The 23,573-nt window shown below is 51.5% G+C and carries 22 protein-coding genes; 5 read left to right on the top strand and 17 right to left on the bottom strand.

Features of this window, described 5'->3' with window-relative positions:
* Positions 1 to 3: 3 nt before the first annotated feature.
* Both QP938_06275 and pabB read left to right on the top strand, forming a co-directional pair.
* The gene (locus QP938_06275) at positions 4 to 951 is read left to right on the top strand and encodes a GNAT family N-acetyltransferase (protein WIO75506.1); all 948 of its coding nucleotides are present in this window, start codon (positions 4 to 6) and stop codon (positions 949 to 951) included.
* 45 nt (positions 952 to 996) lie between these two features.
* Entirely contained in the window at positions 997 to 2,430 is a 1,434-nt protein-coding gene (pabB, locus tag QP938_06270) for an aminodeoxychorismate synthase component I (protein WIO75505.1), read from the top strand.
* A gap of 143 nt (positions 2,431 to 2,573) precedes the next feature.
* Here the strand turns inward: pabB and QP938_06265 are convergent, their stop codons facing one another.
* The 7 genes from QP938_06265 to QP938_06235 form a co-directional block, all read right to left on the bottom strand.
* Positions 2,574 to 3,548, bottom strand: coding sequence for a LysR substrate-binding domain-containing protein (locus QP938_06265; GenBank protein WIO75504.1), 975 nt, complete (start codon positions 3,546 to 3,548; stop codon positions 2,574 to 2,576).
* 129 nt (positions 3,549 to 3,677) lie between these two features.
* The gene (locus QP938_06260) at positions 3,678 to 4,586 is read right to left on the bottom strand and encodes a 5'-nucleotidase (protein WIO75503.1); all 909 of its coding nucleotides are present in this window, start codon (positions 4,584 to 4,586) and stop codon (positions 3,678 to 3,680) included.
* Between the two features lie 133 nt (positions 4,587 to 4,719).
* Entirely contained in the window at positions 4,720 to 6,099 is a 1,380-nt protein-coding gene (locus tag QP938_06255) for a sodium:alanine symporter family protein (protein WIO75502.1), read from the bottom strand.
* Positions 6,100 to 6,154: 55 nt separating this feature from the next.
* A complete protein-coding gene (locus tag QP938_06250) occupies positions 6,155 to 7,150 on the bottom strand; it encodes a D-cysteine desulfhydrase family protein (GenBank protein ID WIO75501.1) in 996 nt (331 codons plus the stop codon).
* Positions 7,151 to 7,190: 40 nt separating this feature from the next.
* The gene (gene yajC, locus QP938_06245) at positions 7,191 to 7,520 is read right to left on the bottom strand and encodes a preprotein translocase subunit YajC (GenBank protein WIO75500.1); all 330 of its coding nucleotides are present in this window, start codon (positions 7,518 to 7,520) and stop codon (positions 7,191 to 7,193) included.
* Positions 7,521 to 7,654: 134 nt separating this feature from the next.
* The gene (bcp, locus tag QP938_06240) at positions 7,655 to 8,128 is read right to left on the bottom strand and encodes a thioredoxin-dependent thiol peroxidase (GenBank protein WIO75499.1); all 474 of its coding nucleotides are present in this window, start codon (positions 8,126 to 8,128) and stop codon (positions 7,655 to 7,657) included.
* Positions 8,129 to 8,214: 86 nt separating this feature from the next.
* Entirely contained in the window at positions 8,215 to 8,712 is a 498-nt protein-coding gene (locus QP938_06235; protein ID WIO75498.1) for a DUF2244 domain-containing protein, read from the bottom strand.
* 185 nt (positions 8,713 to 8,897) lie between these two features.
* On the opposite strand from QP938_06235, the gene QP938_06230 reads away from it, so the two are divergent.
* Positions 8,898 to 9,227, top strand: coding sequence for an energy transducer TonB (locus tag QP938_06230; protein WIO75497.1), 330 nt, complete (start codon positions 8,898 to 8,900; stop codon positions 9,225 to 9,227).
* Between the two features lie 175 nt (positions 9,228 to 9,402).
* The gene (locus tag QP938_06225) at positions 9,403 to 9,615 is read left to right on the top strand and encodes a hypothetical protein (protein ID WIO75496.1); all 213 of its coding nucleotides are present in this window, start codon (positions 9,403 to 9,405) and stop codon (positions 9,613 to 9,615) included.
* 83 nt (positions 9,616 to 9,698) lie between these two features.
* Here QP938_06225 and sdhD read toward each other — a convergent pair whose 3' ends face one another.
* The 10 genes from sdhD to sdhA all read right to left on the bottom strand — a co-directional run bounded on the left by sdhD (position 9,699) and on the right by sdhA (position 21,630).
* Entirely contained in the window at positions 9,699 to 10,022 is a 324-nt protein-coding gene (gene sdhD / locus QP938_06220; GenBank protein ID WIO75495.1) for a succinate dehydrogenase, hydrophobic membrane anchor protein, read from the bottom strand.
* Positions 10,013 to 10,393, bottom strand: coding sequence for a succinate dehydrogenase, cytochrome b556 subunit (gene sdhC, locus QP938_06215; GenBank protein ID WIO75494.1), 381 nt, complete (start codon positions 10,391 to 10,393; stop codon positions 10,013 to 10,015). The genes sdhD and sdhC overlap by 10 nt, the downstream gene beginning before the upstream one ends.
* A gap of 114 nt (positions 10,394 to 10,507) precedes the next feature.
* Entirely contained in the window at positions 10,508 to 11,170 is a 663-nt protein-coding gene (locus QP938_06210) for a dienelactone hydrolase family protein (GenBank protein WIO75493.1), read from the bottom strand.
* 128 nt (positions 11,171 to 11,298) lie between these two features.
* Complete coding sequence (sucD, locus tag QP938_06205; protein ID WIO75492.1) at positions 11,299 to 12,171, bottom strand: succinate--CoA ligase subunit alpha; 873 nt, start codon at positions 12,169 to 12,171, stop codon at positions 11,299 to 11,301.
* A 1-nt stretch (position 12,172) separates the two neighbouring features.
* Positions 12,173 to 13,342 carry an ADP-forming succinate--CoA ligase subunit beta gene (gene sucC / locus QP938_06200; GenBank protein ID WIO75491.1) on the bottom strand — a complete coding sequence of 390 codons (1,170 nt, stop codon included), beginning with the start codon at positions 13,340 to 13,342 and terminating at the stop codon, positions 12,173 to 12,175.
* A gap of 157 nt (positions 13,343 to 13,499) precedes the next feature.
* On the bottom strand, positions 13,500 to 14,933 hold the full coding sequence (lpdA, locus tag QP938_06195; GenBank protein ID WIO75490.1) for a dihydrolipoyl dehydrogenase: 1,434 nt from the start codon (positions 14,931 to 14,933) through the stop codon (positions 13,500 to 13,502).
* 28 nt (positions 14,934 to 14,961) lie between these two features.
* Complete coding sequence (gene odhB, locus QP938_06190; GenBank protein WIO75489.1) at positions 14,962 to 16,161, bottom strand: 2-oxoglutarate dehydrogenase complex dihydrolipoyllysine-residue succinyltransferase; 1,200 nt, start codon at positions 16,159 to 16,161, stop codon at positions 14,962 to 14,964.
* Positions 16,162 to 16,187: 26 nt separating this feature from the next.
* The gene (locus tag QP938_06185) at positions 16,188 to 19,022 is read right to left on the bottom strand and encodes a 2-oxoglutarate dehydrogenase E1 component (GenBank protein WIO75488.1); all 2,835 of its coding nucleotides are present in this window, start codon (positions 19,020 to 19,022) and stop codon (positions 16,188 to 16,190) included.
* 106 nt (positions 19,023 to 19,128) lie between these two features.
* Positions 19,129 to 19,833 carry a succinate dehydrogenase iron-sulfur subunit gene (locus QP938_06180; GenBank protein WIO75629.1) on the bottom strand — a complete coding sequence of 235 codons (705 nt, stop codon included), beginning with the start codon at positions 19,831 to 19,833 and terminating at the stop codon, positions 19,129 to 19,131.
* Positions 19,834 to 19,857: 24 nt separating this feature from the next.
* Positions 19,858 to 21,630 (bottom strand): succinate dehydrogenase flavoprotein subunit, encoded by a 1,773-nt coding sequence (sdhA, locus tag QP938_06175; GenBank protein WIO75487.1) that lies wholly within the window; start codon positions 21,628 to 21,630, stop codon positions 19,858 to 19,860.
* A gap of 484 nt (positions 21,631 to 22,114) precedes the next feature.
* On the opposite strand from sdhA, the gene gltA reads away from it, so the two are divergent.
* Entirely contained in the window at positions 22,115 to 23,392 is a 1,278-nt protein-coding gene (gltA, locus tag QP938_06170) for a citrate synthase (GenBank protein ID WIO75486.1), read from the top strand.
* The last annotated feature ends 181 nt before the right edge of the window (positions 23,393 to 23,573 follow it).

Below are 23,573 nucleotides of genomic sequence, written 5' to 3'. Positions count from 1 at the left end.
GCCATGAACGATCTCGATTTTTACAGCATTAAAATATCACCGGCCTCCTGGGAAAAAGACTCCGAGCAACTGAAACGGATTCGCTTTACCGTCTTTGTCGATGAACAACAGGTGCCCTCTGAAATCGAGATTGATGAACACGACGCCGACAGCCACCACTGGCTGGCCTACAGCCCCGAGGGAGAGGCCATTGGCACCGCTCGCCTTGAAAGCAATGGAAAGGTGGGGCGCATGGCGGTGATGAAATCCCACCGCGGCAAAGGAATTGGTGCCGCACTTATGCGCCGGATTATTCTCGACGCCAGCGCCATGGGTATGACCAACCTGCACCTTCACGCCCAGTGCCATGCTCGCGACTTTTATCAGCAGTTCGGATTTGAACCTCACGGCGACATCTTTGACGAAGCAGGCATTGATCATATAGAAATGGCTATCGACCTCGGCAGTTATCGCCACCTTGCTGATAAAGACAGTTCAGTTCGCACAACGCTGGAAACTCCGAATCGTATCGCTGAAGAGTTGGGCACCCGGTTTGAAGAGGTAAACCGCCAGGTTATGGGCTACTTGCCCAGTCTGCATCTGGAGTATTTACGTGATTCCAGTCTGCTTGAGAATATCGCGCAATTCTGCCTTCGTCACCCACACTGCAAACTGCAGCTGCTGGTGGACAAAACTGATTTGGAACGGCGCAGCACTCCGGCAATTATTTCGCTCCAGCAAAAACTCAGCGAGCATTGTGAAATTCGTGTCACTACCAAAGACACACCGGAAAGTGACTTTTTTATAGTGTTTGATGAAGCGACCCTGTTTTCTCCAATCAATGAAAATGATTATGGTAGTGGCGTTTTAACCCTGAATTACCGCGCCAGATGCAGAACCCTGACTGATCAATTCAGAAGCCTATGGAATAACAGTGTTCAGCATCCAGCTACCAGGCATGTTCCACTCTGATTGAAAGCCCCAGATCAACCAGCGGCATTGCCTTTGCAGTAGTAAATGACTACCCTTGCCGCTTTTCCAAAAGCCGCGCCCATGTACCAATCAATTACCCTCCCCTATCGTCGTGATACCGAAGCCCTTTTTCTGGCTTTGCGTGACCTCGATGGAGCAGTCTGGCTGGACAGTGGTCTACAGGCGCCGCAAGTTGGTCGCTACGACATTATCACTGCCTGTCCGTCAGCTTTGATTGAAGTGTCTGCGCATGGCGATGCGTTTTTGGAGTTCGATGGTAGTCGCACGTCTCACAGTGGATGCCCTCTGGAATTGGCGCAATCGCTGATGGACAGCCTTCCACCCGCACCGGAAGATTTGCGTCGACTGCCTTTTTGCGGCGGCCTTGCCGGCTACATCAGTTATGACTTTGGCAAGCGTCTGGAGCAGGTAGCCAATGACAACCCCGTGGTTGCCCAACTTCCGCAATTACGCTTGGGGCTCTATCATTGGGCACTGATTGTCGATCACCAGGCACAACAGAGTCAGCTGATCTTTCTCGAGTCCTGCAACTCAGATACCCGTCAGGCTGTACTTGAACACCTGAATGGCGATAAAAGTGATCAGCAGTCATTCTCTTTGAAAGCACCATTCAGTCCTTCGCAAACAAAGCCGGATTACCTGAAAGCGATCGACCGGATTCACGAATATATCCGTTCCGGTGACTGCTATCAGGTGAATTACGCGCAGCACTTCAGCGCGCCCTGTGAAGGCGATCCACTCTCAGCCTACCTTCAGCTGAGACAGTCACTGCCCTCACCATTCAGTGCCTATATGGACTGGTGTAATGCAGATGGCCGCCAGCAAGCGGTGGTTTCACTTTCCCCTGAGCGATTGCTGGAAGTGAACGAGTCAGGCCGGGTTGAAACCAAGCCGATTAAAGGCACCATTAGGCGCGGGCAATCGGAAGCAGAAGACCAGGCCAATGCCCGGACCCTGCTCAACAGTGGCAAGGATCGCGCAGAAAACCTGATGATTGTCGACCTGTTGCGCAACGATCTGGGTAAATCCTGCCATCCCGGCAGCATTCGTGTACCCAAGCTGTTTGCGTTGGAAAGTTACGCAAATGTTCACCACCTGGTGAGTACGGTCACCGGTCAGTTGGATCAGGGAAGTACTCCCCTGCAGCTGTTACAAGGCTGTTTCCCAGGCGGCTCCATTACCGGAGCACCTAAACGTCGATCCATGGAAATTATTGAAGAGTTGGAACACCAGCAGCGTTCCATTTACTGCGGGACCATTGGTTACCTGAGCCACTGTGGCCGTATGGATACCAATATCGCCATTCGGACACTGGCGTTTGACGGGGACAAAATGCACTGCTGGGGAGGCGGTGGAATCGTCGATGAATCCGATGCCAACTCCGAATACCAGGAGTCACTGGACAAGGTTCAGGTGTTGATGAATACCCTCGAAGCGATGAAGGGCACATCTAAATAATGCACTTTTTCCGCGATAGCGGCGTTGGCATCGTACTCAACTCCTCATGTATACCACATACACTCCGGGTCTCCGTTCGCTGCCGCCTTGCACTCGCAAAAAATCACTATTATTAGAAGTACCCTACAAAGAAGCGACGGAGATCAGTAAACAGGAACATCGAGCCTGTTAATCATATTGTCCAGTTGTTCGCTGTTATGCTGAGCCAATAATTCCTCAACACAATCGCGAGTCAGGTGCGGCGCTAGCTGTTCGATAAATTTAAAGGTGAACTGCCGCAATCCACCGCCGCGCCACAGTCCTAGCCAGGCAGTGCAGGGCTTGAAAATATCATCTGCCGAAAGCACTTTTAGATCATTGTCTCGCTGGGGGTGATAAGCCAATGAAGCCATCAACCCAACCCCCATTCCTGCGCTGACATAGGTTTTCATTACATCGGTATCGGTGGCGGTACAGGCAAATCGGGGATTCAGGTTTTTCTCCTGAAAGGTCTTTTCTATCAAGGCGTGCCCGGCATAGCCGGCAGCGTAGGTAATCAACGGATACTCAGCCAGTTGCTCCAGGGTAATTTTACTGTGCTCGATCAACGGATGCTGGGATGGAACAAAAATACCCAACTTCCAGTGATAGCAAGGCAACAAAACCAGCTCATTGGAGACGTTTAATCCTGAGGAAGCCAAGGCCAGATCCACAGTTCCTTCTGACAGAAGTTCAGCGACACGATCGGGACTCGCCTGCTGGACACTCAGTGAAACCCGGGGGAATTGTTTACCGAATGAGTGCAGAATTTCAGGCAGTCGATGACTTGCCTGATTCTGGGTTACCGCAATATTTAACGCCCCCCTGTCCGGCTCATTAAACTCCTGTGCTTGCTGTTTGATTCCTTCAACCAGGTGAAGCACTTCGCCTGCCAGCTGCAGAATCTTCTCTCCCGCGGGGGTTATTTGTGTAAGGTGCTTACCATTGCGGGCAAATATCTCTACACCCAGCTCGTCTTCAAGCAGCCTGATCTGTTTGCTGATACCGGGTTGTGATGTGTAAAGGCACTGCGCTGTTGCAGATACATTCAGGTTGTTATGCGCCACTTCCCATATATAACGAAGCTGCTGTAGTTTCATGATCTACCTCAGTGTGCACGAATACCCTTATGCCGTCCGTAAGCTATAAAAGATACCGTTTCTATTACCTTTCAGAATAGAACTGAAAATCAACCTGCGCCAGAAAACCAATAAAAAGTGAGACTTTCTTTACTTCGTCAGCTCATTTGCAACGCCGTGGGGAACATGGCCGGTAGCCACATGGGGGCTGGCGGATTCACAGTGCTGCTGTTGATCATCAAAAAACACATCGGCACCATATGACTTTAGAAACTCACCTTTACTGAGTCCACCCAGAAACAGTGACTCATCAAGGCGTACATTCCAGTGTCGCAAAGTGCGCACCACCCTTTCATGAGCCGGGGCTGAACGAGCCGTAACCAGTGCGGTTCTTATTGGACATTCATCGGAGGGGAATTCGGATTGCAATCCCTGCAGGGCATGGAGGAAGTTTTTGAAAGGGCCGCCATTGAGTGGCTGCTTTGCCAACGCCACTTCGTTGTTGGTAAAGGCAGGCAAGCCTTCCTGCTTGTAAATGCGCTCTGACTCGTCGGAGAAAATCACCGCATCACCATCAAAGGCAAACCGAAGTTCATCGTCATTGGAGTTAGCGGTCTTTGAAGACATCAAGGTAGCTGCCGCAACACCATGACTCAAAGCACTGCGAACGTCTTCAGCGTGGGTTGACAGAAACAGGTGGCAACCAAACGCCGACACATATCGATATGGACTTTCGCCACCACAAAACGCTGCGCGCGTGATATTTAACCCGTAATGCTCGATAGAGTTAAAAATACGCAAACCGGTATCGGCCGAATTGCGAGACAGCAGGATAATTTCTACCCGCGGCTCACCACCAAGTTTTTCATTAATGCGAAGCAGTTTTTTTACCAGCGGAAAAGCTTCACCGGGTTCGAGCAGCTCGTCTTCGTGATCTATCTGGTACTGGGAGTACGCTGCCAGACCATCTGATTCAAAGACGTTATGGCTGTCGCTAAGGTTAAAAAGAACCCTGCTCGACAGTGCGATAACCAGTTTGTCGCCGTAATGTCCCGCCATAAAATGTGCTCCAAATAATGCCAACACTGTAAGTAAGGACAGTAATTGATGCAAACACTTCTTTGAATAAAGAGATTTGACAGGTAATAAAAAGCCGCCGGAACTTTATGGGTTCCGGCGGCCTGGAGGAATATTACTTATTGGAGTTGTTGACTGCTGCAACACCCATTACCGGATCAGGCTTATCGAAATAAGCTTGGGTCAGCTTGAAAATTACCGGGCTGAGCAATAACAACGCTATCAAGTTCGGGAATGCCATCAATCCGTTGAGAACACCTGCCAAGTCCCAAATGGTGTGCAGATCCATCATCGCTCCCAACGGAATAACCGCAACCCAATAGAGACGGAATACCACGATGGATTTAACACCAAACAGGAATTCGAAACAGCGTTCAGAGTAATAAGCCCACCCCAGAATGGTGGTGAAAGCAAACAGCAACAGTGCCACTGCAATTACATATTCACCACCCGGAATTGAGCTACCGAAGGCGGCAGAAGTCATATTCGCCCCCTGCTCGGCTCCACTCCAGGCACCGGTGGCAACAATCACCACACCAGTGATCGTGCATACAATCAGGGTATCAATAAAGGTACCCAGCATGGCGATAATACCCTGGCGCACCGGATTGTCGGTTTCGGCAGCAGCGTGTGCGATAGGCGCACTGCCCTGACCGGCTTCGTTCGAGAACAGGCCGCGCTCAACACCGCGCTGCATGGCGTCTTTTACAATGGCACCAGCAAAACCACCTACCGCTGCGGGGGGATCAAACGCAGAGGTAACGATAAAGCCAAGGGTCGGCAGCACCACATCGAAATGCATTACAAATACTATAAGACCCGCCAGAATATATGTGCAGGCCATAAAGGGTACCAATGCTCCAGCTACGTGAGCGATTCGTTTTACCCCGCCGATAATCACCATACCAACCAGGATCACCAGAATAATCGAGGTATAGAGCGGGTCTATACCAAAGGTTCCTTCCATGGCGTTGGCGATGGAATTGGCCTGCACCATATTGCCGGCACCGGTACCACCAAATGCACAAAAAATAGCGAACAAAACACCCATCCAGGCCCACTTCTTGCCCAAGCCATTCTTGATGTAGTACATCGGGCCGCCCACATGGCGTCCGTCTTCATCTACCTCACGGTATTTCACCGCCAGTACGGCTTCGGCAAACTTGGTAGCCATACCTACCAGGCCAGTCATCCACATCCAGAACAGCGCACCGGGACCGCCCACACCAATTGCTGTGGCAACACCGGCAATGTTACCGGTACCAATGGTCGCAGAAAGAGAAGTCATCAAAGCATTGAATGGGCTGATATCACCCTCGCCTTCTCGCTTGCGGCCGATAAAGAGTTGCCTGAAGGCATAACAGATTTTACGAAGTGGCATCAGCTTCAAGCCAACGGTCAGGTAAAGCCCGGTACCGATCAGCAAGAACAGCATCACTGAACCCCAAACCCACTCGTTAAGCTGAGCAATTATCTGGGCAACATCAAAGTCCATCACAATCCCCTGTTGTTATATATGTATGGCCGGCGTTCAAGGCGCCAGGCACTTGTTATAGATTCAAATTTTGTCGCTGGGCGAAGAGCCCGAAAATACCACCAGTATGAATAAATACTACGTCCTCACCGGCTTTGTACTGACCTTTTTTAATCTGCTGTATCAAGCCATAAAACGCTTTTCCGGTATAGACTGGATCGAGCAAAAGCCCTTCTGTTCGGGCAACTTTAGCGATCAAATCAAAAACCGGTTGTGTTGCTTTCCCATAACCGGGACCAATGTAGTCGTCGTTGGTATGGATACTAAGAGACGACAACCAGGATGGATCAGCAGCACCGTACAGCTGCTGCCAATCATCGATATCAGCCCTGACCTTGCTTTGGAAATAGGCAGTATCATCCGAAACCGCCATGCCAATTACCGGCAAAGACGGGTCAACAGCATCCGCAATGCCCACAGTCAATCCGGCCTGGGTTCCCCCTGAGCCAGTAGCACAAATTACCGCAGTGGGTGTAATCCCAGCCAGATTAAAGTCTTCAGCCAGCTCCTGTGCACAGCCAATATAGCCCCACAAACCCACACCATCGCTCCCCCCCGTTGGGATTGATAATGCTTTACGCCCTTGTTTGCGGTAGTGCTCTTCCCACTCTGCAAACAGCTCCGGTAAACGAGCAAAATACTCTTTGGGGGCGTAGTGACTGATTTCTGCGCCGGCGAGATGATCCAGCAACAAATTACCATCCAGAGCTTCTGGCTCGCCTCGCAAAATCAGCCTGACTTTGAGGCCCAACTGGGCGCCTAAAAGTGCAGTTGCACGACAGTGATTGGATTGAACGCCACCGCTGGTGATCAAGGTGTCGTAACCTTCATCAAGGGCTTTCGCCAGTGTGAACTCCAGTTTGCGCACCTTGTTGCCAGAAAGGCCGCAGCCGGTCATATCATCCCGCTTGACCCAAATTCGAGGCCCACCCAATTCAGCGGACAGACGCGTGAGTAGTTGCAACGGAGTATTCCGTTGAGCCAGTGAAAGGTGTTTTGGAAGACTAATCATAGAAAGAATAAGAAAAGGCGGCACTAGCCGCCTTTTTCATTTAGATCTGCTTGATAGTGCCTTTAGGCAGAACAGCATGAACTGCAGCCTTCTGGAACTTCATCTCAACACCATCCGCAATCTCAACAACCACGTAGTTGTCATCTACCTTCTTGATGGAGCCAAGCATACCGCTGGTCATTACCACTTCATCGCCTTTGCCAAGAGCAGAGACCAGAGCCTGGTGCTCTTTCTGACGCTTGCGTTGAGGGCGAATGATCAGGAACCAGAAAATCACAAAAATAATAATGAACGGCAAAAAGCCCATGAAGCCACCTTGTGGCTGGCCAGCGGCAGGTGCTGCGTGAGCAGCAGGAATCAACCAATCCATACAGTTCTCTCTTAGAGTCGACAGTTCAAAAAATTAAGCCCGACACTTTAGCGTTTGAACGGCTCGCAGTCTATATGCGAGCGAAAAAACTGGCTTAATATATTAATTTAATAAATTTATTTAACCCTATGAATTTAAAGGTTTTCCTCAAGCCAGGCCAGCAGGTCATCGTGATGGGTTTTGGTTTTGAACTTATCCATCACATGCTTCAGGCGACCATCTTTACCAATGATAAAGGTGGTGCGCAATATGCCATCAAATTCACGTCCCATAAATTTCTTGGGCCCCCAGGCACCGTATTTGTCGGCAATGGCGTGATCCTCGTCTGACAACAGGTCGAAATTAAGTTCATCGCGCTCAATGAATTTAGCCAAGCGCTTGGGCGCATCCGGGCTTACCCCCAACACCACCACATCATGCTTATCCAGCTCCGCCTGAGTATCGCGCAAGCCACAGGCCTGGGTCGTACAACCCGGCGTCATGGCCTTGGGGTAGAAATAAAGAACGACGTTCTTTTTATCACGAAAATCTTTCAGGCTGACTTTTTCTTCATTCTGGTTGAGCAAGGTGAAAGCCGGAGCCATATTGCCCACTTTTGGAAATGCCATGATTTCTCCTTCAAAGCACTGGATTTGTATGCGTTCATTCTAACGGCCAGTGCACTAAAGTGAAGAGAGAAGTGAAGCGAAAAGCACTAAAACTCTCGCTGACAGGGAAACTCATGAATGGAACGCAAGCCCGTTTCTCTCAGCAACTGCTGCAACACAGAGTTTTCACGCTCATTGAGAAAAGTACCAAGATTGATACTGTGCCCCTCTCCGGCTATCAACAATCTCGGCGGATCGGTAAAGCGTTGAGGCGCCTCAACCAGGAACCTCGCCTGATCACGATTGAGAACGACCCGGCAATGCCAATGTGCTACTACGATCTTTGATGGCCCAATCACCACCAGCTGATGACTGTGAAGACGCTTCAGCAGCCAATACATAGCCACACTCAACAATATGAATTCAAGCAGGAAAAACGGTAACGTCACCCAGGCTCCAGCAATGGCAAATCCAACTCCCAGTATTAGCGATACCAGAAATACGGCAGCCAACATCTGCACATTACCGCGAGTGCTCATCGAGCGATTAGGGGCGATCAGAATTCGACCACAGTGCCCATCCGACGTCATCATGGCTCTAATCATCAGACCACTCCCAGTGAGATAATCCTATTTCAAGTGTAGACAATATCTACGGATGCGAGTCGATCAGAAAAAAATATGAATTTCCCCTAAAGATTTAATTGTCCCTGTCGCTACTGAGGTTGAGATGGATTATTTCTAATGGCACGAAGATGCCTTGAATACAAACTGGCAACCGGAATTTTATTATGAAACTCAAGACCCTTTCAGCAGCCGCACTCCTGTCATCCCTACTGCTCGGCTCTTACAGCACACCCTCTTTTGCTGAAGAACTGGAGCCTGTGAATGATTTCAGGCTTGAGTATCCCAGACGCGCACTGCAGAGGGGCATTGAGGGCTATGTTGAGATCAAGTACTCAGTCGACGATGAAGGCAAAGTTGTGGATGTAGAAATTCTTGATTCCCAACCTGCAAAGGTCTTCGACAAGGCAGCAACTAAAGCTGTTACACGTCTGAAATACCCAAAAGGCAGCGCCACCTCAGAAATCGTCAAGAAAATTCAATTTAAGCTGCAGTAATCCTTAGGCAATCGCTACTGCTATCTGCACGAGATTTTGTGCACCAGGGACGGTGCGCAGAACACCTCAACTTCATCAGCCCGTTTCTGGTCACCAAACGTGGAGCATCACCCCGTTTATTGGTAACATTCGCGCCGGAATAAACGCGTACAGCACAACCATTGTGGAGACTGCAATGAAACTTGAGTATTACATTATCCGCGGCCGCGGCGTAGACGGTTTGAAGTTCCAGCTGGCCAAGCTGGAAGACGAAACCGGCAATGACTATAAAGGCCAGTACGATATGGCTCGCCACTTCAGCTCTGTAGACGAACTTCAAAACTACATTGCTGACGAAGTGGTTAAAAAGCCACTGAGCGAGCTGTCCATCAAAGCCATGGACATCTGATCACTCTTCAAAAGAGTATTCAGAAACAAAAAAGGAGCCAGATGGCTCCTTTTTTGATGCACTGACTTTTTACTCAGGCCGAATCAAACCAGCAGTTTGATCCCGTAGTACAGGTATCCAGCACTCACCACAGCAACTACTGTTGTGATCAGCTTGGATGGAATGCCAAACTTCTTGGAGTAATCCCCTTCAATTTGCCATCCAGCCAACACTGAGTTCAGGCAGGCAAATACCAGAGTGATCAAGGCATAGATCTGGAAAGTCGAGTTATTGACCAATGCGGTTACAGCCTCGTAGCTGAACTCAGTAGTCAACAACAGCTTCAGCAACACGATACCAAACAGCACGAACAGAGCATTGCTAACGCGCTGAAAAATCCACTGACGAACGCCATTCATTACGCCCATACCAATACTCCCGCCAGAACGCTCAATACCACGCCACCGATGATGGCTACCCAAGAGATCGCTTTACCGCCCGGCAAGTCTTCACAAAATCCAAAGTCCTGAATAATGTGCTTGGCAGTGCCCAGACAGTAGTAACCAAAAGCGGTCAGAAATCCCCAACTCAGGAATTGGATCAGGAAGTTGCCTGCCAACAGATCCTTGAGGGAAGCGAAGCTCTCTTGAGACTCCACCGCCATGCACAGACCAGCCAGCAAAAAGCCCAGGCCAATCCAGCTGATAACGCCGGTAATACGATGCAAAATGGACGCAATCGCGGTAATTGGGAACTTAACCGTACCCAAATCGAGATTGACAGGTCGACTGTTGTTCATTTGTTTTCCTCAAACTGCGCACGCTTGGCGTGCCTTCCCCACGGAGGCCGGCATTTTACCAATCACGACCGCCAATGGACACCCATAAATTGCCTTTGCGAAGATCAAATAGGCTTATTTTGCCAGAACGGCTTGCAGCCACTGGCTGATATCATTGATTTCCGGCAGGCTGACATTGTGCTCAATACGATAATCCCGGTACTCAACGGAATAACCGCGCTCCGCCAGCAAATCAGCAGCCTTGCGACCCAGCGACACTGGCACAACAGGATCCATAGTGCCGTGCATTATCTGTATCGGCAGCGACTCATTGGCAGATGCTGCCTGAATGGTGTTATTGGTCGCAAAATACGTTGAGAGCGCCAACAAGCCAGCCAGGGGTTGCGGATACGTCAGGGCACACTGATAGGCAACCGCCCCACCCTGCGAAAACCCGGCGATAACAATTTTAGAACTCGGAATACCTCGTTCAAGCTCACGATCAATCAGCTGACTGATTGCCTCAGCAGAAGCAAACAACTGGGCCTCATCCACCTTGCGCTCAACATCCATTTCAAGAATGTCGTACCACGCCGGCATGATGTAACCACCGTTGATGGTTACCGGAATCTCCGGCGCATGGGGAAAGATAAAGCGAACTGGCATTTCTGCAGGCAGTTTCAGCTCCGGCACAACCGGCTCAAAATCATGGCCATTGGCACCAAGGCCATGCAGCCAAATCACCGACGCCACTGGATTGGCACCGGTTTCCACTTCAATATATTTCAATTCAGACATTGCTTTTCCGCAGGGTGCGCTGTGCGCACCAACAATTACAATTCAGATACAAAGTCAGTTACAAAAAAGGCAGCCCGAAGGCTGCCTTTTTAGCGTCAGACGTCCGACGTGCGACGTCCGACCAAAAATTACCAACCGGTAACTTCTTTCAGTGCCTGACCAATGTCAGCCAGACTGCGAACAGTCTTAACACCAGCGTCTTGCAGGGCAGCAAACTTCTCATCTGCAGTACCTTTACCACCAGAGATGATGGCACCAGCGTGACCCATACGCTTACCGGCAGGAGCGGTAACACCAGCGATGTAGGATACAACCGGCTTGGTTACGTTCGCTTTGATGTAGGCAGCAGCCTCTTCTTCAGCGGTACCACCGATTTCACCAATCATTACGATGGCTTCGGTTTGCGGATCGTTCTGGAACATCTCCAGAATGTCGATGAAGTTGGAGCCCGGGATCGGGTCGCCACCAATACCAACACAGGTAGACTGACCAAAGCCGAAGTCGGTAGTTTGCTTAACCGCTTCGTAAGTCAGGGTACCAGAGCGGGAAACGATGCCCACTTTGCCCGGCAGGTGGATGTGACCTGGCATGATGCCGATCTTGCACTCGCCCGGGGTGATAACACCCGGACAGTTTGGGCCGATCAGGCGTACGCCCAGCTCGTCACACTTAACTTTACACTCCAGCATGTCCAGAGTCGGAATGCCTTCAGTGATACATACGATCAGCTTGATACCCGCGTTGGCAGCTTCCAGGATGGAATCCTTACAGAAAGGAGCCGGAACGTAGATAACAGAAGCTTCTGCGCCAGTGGATTCAACAGCTTCTTTCACAGTGTTGAATACCGGCAGACCCAGGTGAGTCTGGCCGCCTTTGCCCGGAGTTACACCACCAACCATTTTGGTGCCGTAAGCAATGGCTTGTTCAGAGTGGAAAGTACCCTGAGCGCCAGTGAAACCCTGACAGATTACTTTAGTGTCTTTGTTGATCAATACGCTCATCTTATTTCTCCCCTGCAGCAGCTTTAACCACTTGCTGAGCAGCGTCGGTCAGGCTGGTGGCCGCGATGATGTTCAGGCCGCTCTCGGCCAGTACTTTGGCACCCAGTTCGGCATTGTTACCTTCCAGGCGAACAACAACCGGTACTTTAACGCCCACTTCTTCAACTGCACCGATCACGCCCTCGGCGATCAGGTCACAGCGTACGATACCGCCGAAGATATTGATCAGAACCGCTTCAACGCTGTCATCAGACAGGATGATCTTGAAGGCTTCGATAACGCGCTCTTTGGTCGCGCCACCACCAACGTCCAGGAAGTTGGCTGGCTGGCCACCGTGCAGCTTAACGATGTCCATGGTGCCCATCGCCAGACCGGCGCCGTTCACCATACAACCGATGTTACCTTCCAGAGCTACGTAGTTCAGGTCCCACTGGGCAGCGTGAGCTTCACGAGCATCTTCCTGAGAAGGATCGTGCATCTCTTTCAGGCCTTTCTGGCGGTACATAGCATTGCTGTCGATTACCAGCTTGGCATCCAGACAGTGCAGGTTGCCTTCGTCGGTGATAACCAGCGGGTTGATCTCCAGCAGAGCCAGGTCTTTGTCCTGGAACATTTGCGCCAGACCCAGGAAGATCTGGGTGAACTGCTTGATCTGAACGCCTTCCAGACCCAGTTTGAAAGCCAGTTCGCGAGCCTGGTAAGGCTGAGCGCCTACCAGCGGATCGATTTCGGCTTTAAGGATTTTTTCCGGAGTCTCTTCAGCAACTTTCTCGATCTCTACACCACCTTCGGTAGAGGCCATGAATACGATGCGACGAGTAGAACGGTCAACTACTGCACCCAGGTACAGTTCGTTGGCGATGTCAGTGCAGGTTTCAACCAGAATGCGGCTAACCGGCTGACCATTGGCGTCTGTCTGGTAAGTTACCAGGTTCTTGCCCAGCCACTGCTTGGCGAAAGCTTCCACTTCTTCAGTAGTAGAAACCAGTTTTACACCACCGGCTTTACCGCGACCACCTGCGTGAACCTGGGCCTTAACAACCCACATGTCACCACCGATCTCTTTTGCTGCAGCCACTGCTTCAGAAGCAGTTTCACAAGCAATACCCTTGGAAACAGGCAGGCCATATTCGGCGAACAGCTGCTTACCTTGATACTCGTGCAAGTTCATATCGTCAAATCTCTGTTGAACGTGAGATGGGAGACGAGAGACACAAGATAAAAGGCAAATGATTTGCCCTTAACCTCAGACCCCTCAGCTCTCGAATAAAAACGGCGGGCATTCTACACAAAATATGCAGAGCTACCCACCCTTACCCTATATGCGATTAACGCTTTTTGCGGTTAGGCATATGAATGGCGTGACCGTGTACTGCCAACGCCGCTTCTTTTACCGCCTCAGAGAAGGTCGGGTGACCGAATACAGTCATACCGATATCTTCTGCACTGGAGCCAAACTCCATGGCAATAGCTACCTGCTGAACCAGATCAGATGCACTTGGGCCCACAATGTGGCAACCCAGAATGCGATCGGTTTCGGCATGAGCAATGATTTTCACCATACCTTCGGCACAATCCGCAGCAACTGCGCGACCAATGGCGACAAACGGGAAGGTTCCCACGTTGTACGACTCACCGGATTGCTTGAGCTGCTCTTCGGTTTGACCGACAGAAGCAATTTCCGGATGGGTGTAGATCACGTTAGGGATGATGTCGTAGTTCATCGCAGTCTTTTGACCGGCGATGCGCTCGGCAACCATTACACCCTCTTCAGAGCCCTTGTGAGCCAGCATCGGGCCGCGAACCACGTCACCAACAGCCCATACACCCGGGGCATTGGTTGAGCAGTAGTCGTCGACGAAGATTGAACCGCGCTCGTCCAGGTTTACACCACAATCCGGGGCCAGCAGGCCTTCAGTGAACGGGCGACGACCCACACAAACGATCAGCTTGTCGAAAGTCTCTTCTTTGGTGCCTTCAGCAGTTTCGTAAGTTACAGTCACTTGACCATCTTTAACTTCGCTGCCGGTTACACGGGCGCCCAGACGAATGTCCAGCCCCTGCTTCTTGAAGATTTTCTGGGACTCTTTGGCGATCTGCTTGTCCATCATCGCCAGGAAGTCTGGCAACGCTTCCAGCAGAACCACTTCTGAACCGAGGCGTTTCCACACGGAGCCCAACTCCAGGCCAATAACACCAGCACCGATTACACCCAGGCGCTTCGGCACTTCCTGCAGCTCAAGAGCGCCAGTGGAATCGATGATTACATCGTTATCAATCGGGGCAACCGGAATGTTGATCGGGTTGGAGCCGGTAGCAATGATTACATTGTCCGCTTCCAGAGTCTGCACAGTACCGTCAGCAGCGGTAACTTCGACCTTGCGACCAGCCAGCAGCTTGCCGCTGCCGAAGATGGAAGTTACGCCGTTGGCTTTAAACAGCTGGGAGATACCGCCAGCCATCTGGGCAACAACCTTGTCCTTGCGGGCGATCATTGCCGGAACATCGATTTTGGGTTCACCCAGTTCGATACCGTGCGCCTTGAATGCGTGAGCGGCATCGTGGAATTTATGGGAGCTGTCCAGCAGCGCCTTGGACGGGATACAACCTACGTTCAGGCAGGTACCACCGTTAACACCTTTACCATCTTTCTGCCACTTCTCAACACAGGCGGTTTTCAGGCCAAGCTGGGCTGCACGAATAGCAGCCACGTAACCGGCCGGTCCGGAGCCGATAACAATTACGTCGAATTTATCAGACATTTTTATACCTATATCAATAAGTTACAGATTAAATTTCAAGCAGAATCTTGGCTGGATTTTCAATCATTTCCTTGATCGCCACCAGGAACTGAACAGCCTCTTTACCGTCAATCAGACGGTGATCGTAAGAGAGCGCCAGGTACATCATCGGGCGAATCACAATCTGGCCATTCTCAACCACCGGACGCTCCTGAATGCTGTGCATACCCAGGATCGCGGTTTGTGGCGGGTTAAGGATTGGCGTAGACAGCAGAGAACCGAACACACCACCATTGGTGATAGTGAATGTACCGCCAGTCATCTCTTCAATAGTCAGCTTGCCGTCGCGTGCTTTGCCACCGAGCTCAGCAATTTTAGCTTCAACATTGGCGATGCTCATTTGATCGGCGTCACGCAGAACCGGAACTACCAGACCGCGCTCAGTAGAAACTGCAACACCGACGTCCTGATAACCGTGATAAACAATGTCGTTACCGTCGATAGAGGCGTTTACAGACGGGAAACGCTTCAGCGCTTCAACCGCAGCGCGAACAAAGAAGCCCATAAAGCCAAGACGGGTGCCATCGTGAATCTTGGCAAACTGGTCCTTGAACTGACTGCGCAGATCCATCACACGATGCATGTCCACTTCGTTGAAGGTGGTCAACATGGCAGTGTTCTGGGAAACCTCCAACAAGCGGTCGGCAATACGAGAGCGCATACGAGTCATTGGAACGCGCTTCTCTACACGATCGCCGGCCAGAGCGGCCATTGGCTCTGCAGAAGCAACTGGTGCAGGCGCTGCGGGAGCAGCCGGAACCTGATAAGCAGCTACATCTTCCTTGGTAACCAGGCCATTTTTGCCGGTACCCGGAACTACTTGAGGATCAATGCCGCGCTCCATAGCCATTTTGCGAGCTGCAGGGCTAACTGCTTTCTCACCGCTGGCAGCGGGAGCTGCTTCAGGGGCAGATTCTGCAGCAGGTGATGCAGCCGGAGCATCAGCAACTGCACCAGCTTCAATGCGGGCAATCACTTCATTACTCAGAACCGTGTCGCCCTCAGCTTTCAGGATTTCTTTCATAACGCCGTCGGAGGGCGCAACGACTTCGAGAACCACCTTGTCGGTCTCGATGTCCACCAGCAGGTCATCGCGCTTGACGGCTTCGCCAGGCTGCTTGTGCCAAGTGGCAATGCTGCCCTCTTGCACAGATTCAGGGAATGTCGGGGCCTTGATTTCGACTGACATCGTATTTTTTCCTTAAGGAGGTTCGCTTAGTTAGTCTTTAATGCTTCGTTAATGAAGCGCTGCTGTTCTTCCAGGTGGGTCGACATGTAACCCGCTGCCGGTGCAGCTGAAGCTTCACGTCCCACATAATCGAGATAAATACCCGGGTAGCTCTCCGCCAGAACACGACGCATATGGTGCTGGCTGTTGTACCACGCTCCCTGGTTGACTGGCTCTTCCTGACACCAAACCACGGATTCCAGGTTCTCGTAACGCGCCAGTACTGCTGACAGCGCCTCATCCGGGAACGGATAGAGTTGCTCGATGCGCACAAAGGCGACATCCTGCTGTTCGCGCTCCATGCGCTCTTCCAACAGATGGTAGTAGACCTTGCCACTACACATTACCAGGCGTTTGACCTTGGCAGGATCAACTTGGGCATCATCAATCACTGGCAGGAACTCACCATTAGCCAGCTCTTCCAGTGAGGAAGTCGCAAGTTTGTGACGCAGAATCCATTTCGGGCTCATGACCACAAGCGGACGACGCATCGGACGAACTGCCTGACGACGGAGCATGTGGAATACCTGGGCCGGAGTCGTAGGAATGCACACCTGAATATTGTGCTCAGCACAAAGCTGCAGGTAACGCTCCAGACGCGCTGAAGAGTGCTCAGGCCCCTGCCCTTCGTAACCGTGTGGCAACAGCATTGTCAGGCCACAGAGGCGACCCCACTTGTGCTCACCGGAGGTAATAAACTGGTCAATAACAACCTGGGCACCGTTGGCAAAGTCACCGAACTGGGCTTCCCAGATCACCAAACCATTCGGCGTGGTTGTGGCATAGCCGTATTCAAAAGCCAGTACCGCCTCTTCCGACAACAGAGAATCGTAGATATCGAAGCGCGGCTGATCATCTTTGAGGTGGCACAACGGAATATAAGCGTTACCGTCTTTCTGGTTGTGAACCACGGCATGACGATGCGAGAAGGTACCGCGACCAATATCCTGGCCGGTCATTCGCACCATGTAACCCTGCTCAAGCAAGGTGGCGTAAGCCAGCAATTCTGCCATACCCCAGTTCAGAGGCAACGCACCACCCGCCATCTTGCGGCGGTCATCGTAAATTTTGCCTACCTGACGTTGAATAACCACACCTTCCGGTACCTGGCTGATACGATTGGCAATCTCCTGCAAAGCGTGCATGTCGTAGCCAGTATCACCCTCTGCAGTCCAGTCATGACCCAGGTAAGGGGTCCAGTCGACATGGAGCTTCTCGTTCGGTTCAACCACAAGGTTATGAGTTACGTGCTCACCATTATCCAGCGCTGAACGGTAGGTGTTCAGGTAATCAGTGGATTCCGCCTCACTAATCACACCTTCAGAGACCAGTTGCTCAGCATAGATGGCGCGAGTGGTTTTGTGACCGCGAATCTTTTTGTACATCAACGGCTGGGTTGACGACGGCTCATCAGTCTCGTTGTGGCCACGGCGACGGTAGCAAATCAGGTCGATAACGATGTCTTTCTTGAACTCATAGCGGTAATCCATTGCCAGTAAAGTGGCAAACATCACTGCATCCGGATCATCGCCGTTAACGTGAATGATTGGCGCCTGAACCATTTTTGCAACATCGGTACAGTATTCAGTAGAGCGCGCATCATCCTGACGGCTGGTGGTAAAGCCCACCTGATTATTCAGAATGATATGTACCGAGCCACCGGTCTTGTAGCCGCGAGTCTGGGACATCTGGAAAGTTTCCATCACCACACCCTGACCGGCAAACGCCGCATCACCGTGGATCAGGATAGGTACTACCTGACGCCCTTCCGGATCATCGCGTCGATCCATACGGGCACGACAGGAACCTTCCACTACCGGGTTGGCAATTTCCAGGTGCGACGGGTTAAACGCCAATGCCAGGTGAACTTCGCCACCCGGAGTCATAACGTTGGAAGAGAAGCCCTGGTGGTACTTTACGTCACCGGAGGTATTGACCAGCTTCTTGCCTTCAAACTCTTCAAACAGTTTGGCGGGGTTTTTACCCAGCACGTTAACCAAAACGTTCAGGCGACCGCGGTGGGCCATGCCCATCACAATCTCTTTGGCACCGTATTCACCCGCGCGACGAATCAAACCGTCCAGCATCGGGATCAGGCTCTCGCCTCCTTCCAGACCAAAACGCTTGGTACCCGGATACTTTGAGTCGAGGTGCTTTTCCAGACCTTCTGCTGCGGTAAGACGCTTTAATACATCAATGCGAGCTGCGTCGTCGTAACTTGGACGGGAGCGCACGCTTTCGAAACGCTGCTGCAACCAACGCTTCTCGGTGAGGTCGGTTATGTACCCTACCTCCGGGCCGATACTGCCACAGTAGGTTTTCTCAAGTACGTCGATAATTTCGCGCAGAGTGGCTTCCGGCTTACCCATAAACAGCGAGCCGGTCTGGAATGTAGTATCCAGGTCTGCCGTGGTAAGGCCGTGGAATTGCAACTGCAAGTCAGGAGCGCCAGCGCGCTTCTGAAGCGCCAACGGATCCAGCTTGGCCTTGGTGTGGCCACGTGAGCGATAAGCGGCAATAAGCTGCAGGACTTTTACCTGCTTGCGCTCGTGCTCAATATTTATACCGCCGGAGCCGGGTGCAGGAGCCATACGTGCCTTACGTCGGCCAAGCAGCTCGAAGTGCTGCTGAATGGTCGCGTGAGAAGTATCGGGACCAGCGGCCCCATCTACACGTGGCAGAGAATCAAAGAAAGCGCGCCATTCATCGGCAACGCTATTGGGATCATGTATGTACTGCTCGTAGAGCGCTTCCACATAGTCAGCGTTACCACCGGAAAAGTGGCTGCTGCGGAGAAATTGCTCCATGATGCTGTCTGGCATCTTTTCGGTTTCCTTTACGGATAAAATCAAAGGTGTGTCGGTAAAAACCTGACACACCTGTTACTCAAATAATCTAGTTCCGTTACGCCTACTTGTCGGTTCCTTATCAGGCCCTATTTGACAATAGCATATGGCGGATATGGCCGATGGCGCGAGTTGGGTTCAGGCCTTTTGGACACACTGATACACAGTTCTGGATGCCCTGGCAGCGGAACACGCTGAACGGGTCGCTCAGGTTCTCCAGACGTTTGGCAGTTTCGGTGTCGCGACTGTCCGCCAGGAAGCGGTAGGACTGCAGCAAGCCGGCCGGGCCAATAAATTTGTCCGGGTTCCACCAGAAAGATGGGCAGGAGGTGGAACAGCAGGCACACAGAATACACTCGTACAGGCCGTCGAGCTTTTCACGCTCTTCGGGTGACTGCAGACGCTCAATGCCGGATACCGGGGCACTGTTCTGCAAATATGGCTCAACTTTTTTGTACTGGTCATAGAACTGGCTCATATCAACAACCAGATCACGAATCACTGGCAGGCCAGGCAGAGGACGCAGGATAAGCTTGCCTTTTGGCGCAGCTTCAGAAAGCGGCATGATACAAGCCAGGCCGTTCTTGCCATTGATATTCATACCATCAGACCCACACACACCTTCACGGCATGAGCGGCGGTAAGCCAGGGACTGGTCCTGGGCTTTCAGCAACTCCAGAACATCCAGCACCATCAGGTCGCGACCCTGGGTGTCGAGCTCGTAGCTCTTCATATAAGGAGCGCTATCGGTCTCAGGGTTGTAGCGGTAAATTTCTACTTTCAACATGCTCATTATTCTCGGCTCCCCAAATCAGTAGGTACGCGCTTTCGGCTTGAAGGTATCGACAGTCTTCGGAGTGAAGTTCACGTCACGCTTGGCAACGCGCTTGTCGGCCGGGAAATACAGGGAGTGACACAACCAGTTCTCGTCATCACGATCCTGGAAGTCGTCGCGGGCGTGAGCACCGCGTGATTCTTTACGCTCTTCTGCGGCAATCGCAGTCGCTTCAGCTACTTCCAACAGGTTTTGCAGTTCCAGCGCTTCGATACGAGCGGTGTTGAACGCAGAGCTCTTGTCGTCCAGGCGAACGTTCTCAATGCGAGTACGCAGCTCAGCCAGCTTCTTGATGCCTTCCTGCATGTAATCGCCACGACGGAATACACCAAAGTGGTTTTGCATGATGTTTTGCAGTTCAGTGCGCAGCTCGGCAGCAGACTCACCTTCAGTTGAACCGTTCACCTTATTCAAACGAGCCATAGCCGCTTCAATATTGGCATCGGTTGCATCAGTCAGCTCAATACCTTCACGCAGTTGTTTCTCGATAAACAGACCAGACGCGCGACCAAATACAACCAGGTCAAGCAGTGAGTTACCACCCAGACGGTTTGCGCCGTGCACAGAAACACAAGCCACTTCACCACAGGCGTAGAATCCTGGAACAACAACATCGTTGCCATTTTCATCGTGAGTCAGCGCCTGGCCGTTAACATTGGTTGGAATACCACCCATCATGTAGTGACAGGTTGGAACAACCGGAATTGGCTCTTTAGCCGGATCGACGTGGGCAAAAGTTTTGGACAGCTCACAAATACCTGGCAGACGGCTGTTGAGAACTTCTTCACCGAGGTGGTCGAGCTTCAGGAACACATGGTCCCCTTTCTCGCCACAACCGCGGCCTTCGATAATCTCCAGAGTCATGGAGCGAGCAACAACATCACGGCTCGCCAGATCTTTGGCGTTTGGCGCGTAACGCTCCATAAAGCGCTCGCCATCTTTATTGACCAGGTAACCACCCTCACCACGACAACCTTCAGTAACCAGCACACCGGCGCCGGCAATACCGGTCGGGTGGAACTGCCACATTTCGATATCCTGAACCGGGAACCCGGCACGCAGGGCCATACCAACACCGTCACCAGTGTTGATGTGGGCATTGGTAGTAGAGGCGTAGATACGGCCCGCACCACCAGTAGCAAATACAGTGGCTTTGGACTTCACATAAACCACTTCACCATCTTCAATATTGATGGCGATAACACCAACCACAGCACCGTCGTCATTTTTAACCAGATCAACGGCAAACCACTCATTCAGGAAGGTGGTGTTATTTTTCAGGTTGTTCTGATACAGAGTGTGCAGCAGCGCGTGGCCGGTACGGTCAGCAGCAGCACAGGTACGGGCAGCCTGGCCACCCTCACCAAAATTCTTGGATTGGCCACCGAATGGACGCTGGTAGATACGACCCTCTTCGGTACGGGAGAACGGAAGCCCCATGTGCTCCAGCTCAAAAACAGTTTCCGGGCCAACCTGACACATATATTCGATAGCGTCCTGATCGCCAATGTAGTCAGATCCCTTAACGGTATCGTACATGTGCCAGCGCCAGTCATCGTTGGGATCAGCACTTGCGATCGCGCAAGTGATACCGCCCTGGGCTGATACGGTGTGAGAGCGCGTTGGAAAAACCTTGGTAATTACCGCAGTTTTAAAACCGGATTGCGCCATTTGCAGTGCGGCACGCATGCCTGCGCCGCCACCGCCAACCACAATACCGTCGAAGGAGATGGTTCTTATATCAGCCATGGGTTCTGTTTCCCCTCAGAATACGATCAAGAGTAGAGACTACAGTGATACCAGGTAGCGCAAACAAACCGGCATCGAACGCCGATTTTGAACATTTTTGTTGCATCTTGGTTAACAACTAAATGACCACCTGATCCACTAAAGAATTCGTGGGCCGACCAGTTAGTGACCAGCCCTGTAAAAAGCGCCGTGATTATAGGTTTCTTGATAGTCGATTACAAATCCACAAGGCCATGAATTTCAGTTATTCCCAAGCTTTTCGATGAAGTTGGCTAATTCATCGTCAGATCAGCCAGACGCCAAGCCCGCTGATCACTTTTTAACCTGTAAAAATATTACAAAAAGCCAATAAAATTTGACTTATCAGAGCACAAACGATAGCTTTCCGGCGTTTGTAATCCAGTTTAAAGGCTCAATTAGTTAAACTAAGCCTGTTGTTTATTTACATACACCTTTTTTTCGGGTGTTTGAAGTGGAGTCCCATATGTCTGAACGTAAAGCAAGCCTGTCTATCGAGGGCGTTGAGAAGCCAATTGATCTGGAGGTCTACTCCGGCACTCTCGGTCAAGACGTCATCGATGTCAGCCCGCTGACCCAAAACGGTCTCTTTACCTTTGACCCGGGGTTCGTTTCGACCGCCTCTTGCGAGTCCAAGATTACCTATATTGATGGCGCCCAAGGTACCCTCTTGCACCGCGGCTACCCGATTGAGCAGCTGGCAGAAAAATCCGATTACCTGGAAACCTGCTACCTGTTGCTCAACGGCGAATTGCCCAACGAGAATGAGAAGGCCGAATTCGTTGACACCATCACTCATCACACCATGGTGAATCGCTCTATCGAAACCTTTATGAACGGTTTCCGCTACGACGCTCACCCGATGGCTATGATGTGTGGGGCGGTTGGCGCCCTGTCCAGTTTCTACCACGACTCACTGGACATCTCCAACCCGGAGCACCGCATGATCTCCGCTCACCGCCTGATCGCCAAGATGCCTACCCTTGCCGCTATGTGCTACAAGCACTACGTCGGTCAGCCATTTATCTACCCGGACAACTCGTTGAGCTATGCAGAAAACTTTCTGCACATGATGTTCAGCACTCCCTGTGAAGAGAAAAAGATCAACCCGGTTCTGGCACGCGCCATGGATCGCATCTTCCTGCTGCACGCTGATCACGAGCAAAATGCCTCAACTTCAACTGTACGTCTGGCAGGCTCTTCTGGCGCCAACCCGTTCGCCTGTATCGCAGCCGGTATTGCTGCACTGTGGGGACCAGCCCATGGCGGTGCCAACGAAGCCGTTTTGACCATGCTGCAGGAAATCGGTGACGTTAGCCGCATCGACGAATTTGTTGCTCGCGCCAAAGACAAGAACGACCCATTCCGCCTGATGGGCTTTGGTCACCGCGTTTACAAAAACTTTGACCCGCGCGCCAAAGTGATGAAAGAGACTTGTGATGAAGTACTGGCTGCACTGGGCATCGAGAACGACCCACTGCTGCAAATCGCCAAGCGTCTTGAAGAGATCGCTCTGGAAGACGAGTATTTCGTTGAGAAGAAACTCTACCCGAACGTAGACTTCTACTCCGGCATCATCCTGAAAGCGCTGGGCATTCCAGTAGAGATGTTTACCGTTATCTTCGCAACCGGCCGCACTGTAGGCTGGATCGCCCATTGGAACGAGATGATCAGCAACCCATACCGCATCGGCCGTCCGCGTCAGTTGTACACCGGACCGACCAAGCGTGATTATCCGGGTTAAGCTTCGTTAGCAAGAATGAAAAGGCCGTCCAGTTGGGCGGCTTTTTTGTTGGGGTCGCACGTCGCACGTCAGACGTCGCACGCTTTTTTAATCACTCTGTAGTAAGCCTTTTAATAAATTGGAGCTTATCACTACGTAGCACATAACAAGACAAGCCCAACCCCCGGAATAATGCTGCTTG

This window comes from Porticoccaceae bacterium LTM1, from assembly GCA_030252795.1.
GTDB lineage: Bacteria > Pseudomonadota > Gammaproteobacteria > Pseudomonadales > Porticoccaceae > SCSIO-12696.
Note: the sequence above shows the minus strand (reverse complement) of the source record. Positions and strands in the feature narration are given on the sequence as shown.

Bases quoted from the DNA above. Each gene is read 5' to 3' on its own strand.
- QP938_06275 (WIO75506.1), top strand. From the start codon at position 4: ATGAACGATCTCGATTTTTACAGCATTAAAATATCACCGGCCTCCTGG.
- pabB (WIO75505.1), top strand. From the start codon at position 997: ATGACTACCCTTGCCGCTTTTCCAAAAGCCGCGCCCATGTACCAATCA.
- QP938_06265 (WIO75504.1), bottom strand. From the start codon at position 3,548: ATGAAACTACAGCAGCTTCGTTATATATGGGAAGTGGCGCATAACAAC.
- QP938_06260 (WIO75503.1), bottom strand. From the start codon at position 4,586: ATGGCGGGACATTACGGCGACAAACTGGTTATCGCACTGTCGAGCAGG.
- QP938_06255 (WIO75502.1), bottom strand. From the start codon at position 6,099: ATGGACTTTGATGTTGCCCAGATAATTGCTCAGCTTAACGAGTGGGTT.
- QP938_06250 (WIO75501.1), bottom strand. From the start codon at position 7,150: ATGATTAGTCTTCCAAAACACCTTTCACTGGCTCAACGGAATACTCCG.
- yajC (WIO75500.1), bottom strand. From the start codon at position 7,520: ATGGATTGGTTGATTCCTGCTGCTCACGCAGCACCTGCCGCTGGCCAG.
- bcp (WIO75499.1), bottom strand. From the start codon at position 8,128: ATGGCATTTCCAAAAGTGGGCAATATGGCTCCGGCTTTCACCTTGCTC.
- QP938_06235 (WIO75498.1), bottom strand. From the start codon at position 8,712: ATGATTAGAGCCATGATGACGTCGGATGGGCACTGTGGTCGAATTCTG.
- QP938_06230 (WIO75497.1), top strand. From the start codon at position 8,898: ATGAAACTCAAGACCCTTTCAGCAGCCGCACTCCTGTCATCCCTACTG.
- QP938_06225 (WIO75496.1), top strand. From the start codon at position 9,403: ATGAAACTTGAGTATTACATTATCCGCGGCCGCGGCGTAGACGGTTTG.
- sdhD (WIO75495.1), bottom strand. From the start codon at position 10,022: ATGGGCGTAATGAATGGCGTTCGTCAGTGGATTTTTCAGCGCGTTAGC.
- sdhC (WIO75494.1), bottom strand. From the start codon at position 10,393: ATGAACAACAGTCGACCTGTCAATCTCGATTTGGGTACGGTTAAGTTC.
- QP938_06210 (WIO75493.1), bottom strand. From the start codon at position 11,170: ATGTCTGAATTGAAATATATTGAAGTGGAAACCGGTGCCAATCCAGTG.
- sucD (WIO75492.1), bottom strand. From the start codon at position 12,171: ATGAGCGTATTGATCAACAAAGACACTAAAGTAATCTGTCAGGGTTTC.
- sucC (WIO75491.1), bottom strand. From the start codon at position 13,342: ATGAACTTGCACGAGTATCAAGGTAAGCAGCTGTTCGCCGAATATGGC.
- lpdA (WIO75490.1), bottom strand. From the start codon at position 14,933: ATGTCTGATAAATTCGACGTAATTGTTATCGGCTCCGGACCGGCCGGT.
- odhB (WIO75489.1), bottom strand. From the start codon at position 16,161: ATGTCAGTCGAAATCAAGGCCCCGACATTCCCTGAATCTGTGCAAGAG.
- QP938_06185 (WIO75488.1), bottom strand. From the start codon at position 19,022: ATGCCAGACAGCATCATGGAGCAATTTCTCCGCAGCAGCCACTTTTCC.
- QP938_06180 (WIO75629.1), bottom strand. From the start codon at position 19,833: ATGTTGAAAGTAGAAATTTACCGCTACAACCCTGAGACCGATAGCGCT.
- sdhA (WIO75487.1), bottom strand. From the start codon at position 21,630: ATGGCTGATATAAGAACCATCTCCTTCGACGGTATTGTGGTTGGCGGT.
- gltA (WIO75486.1), top strand. From the start codon at position 22,115: ATGTCTGAACGTAAAGCAAGCCTGTCTATCGAGGGCGTTGAGAAGCCA.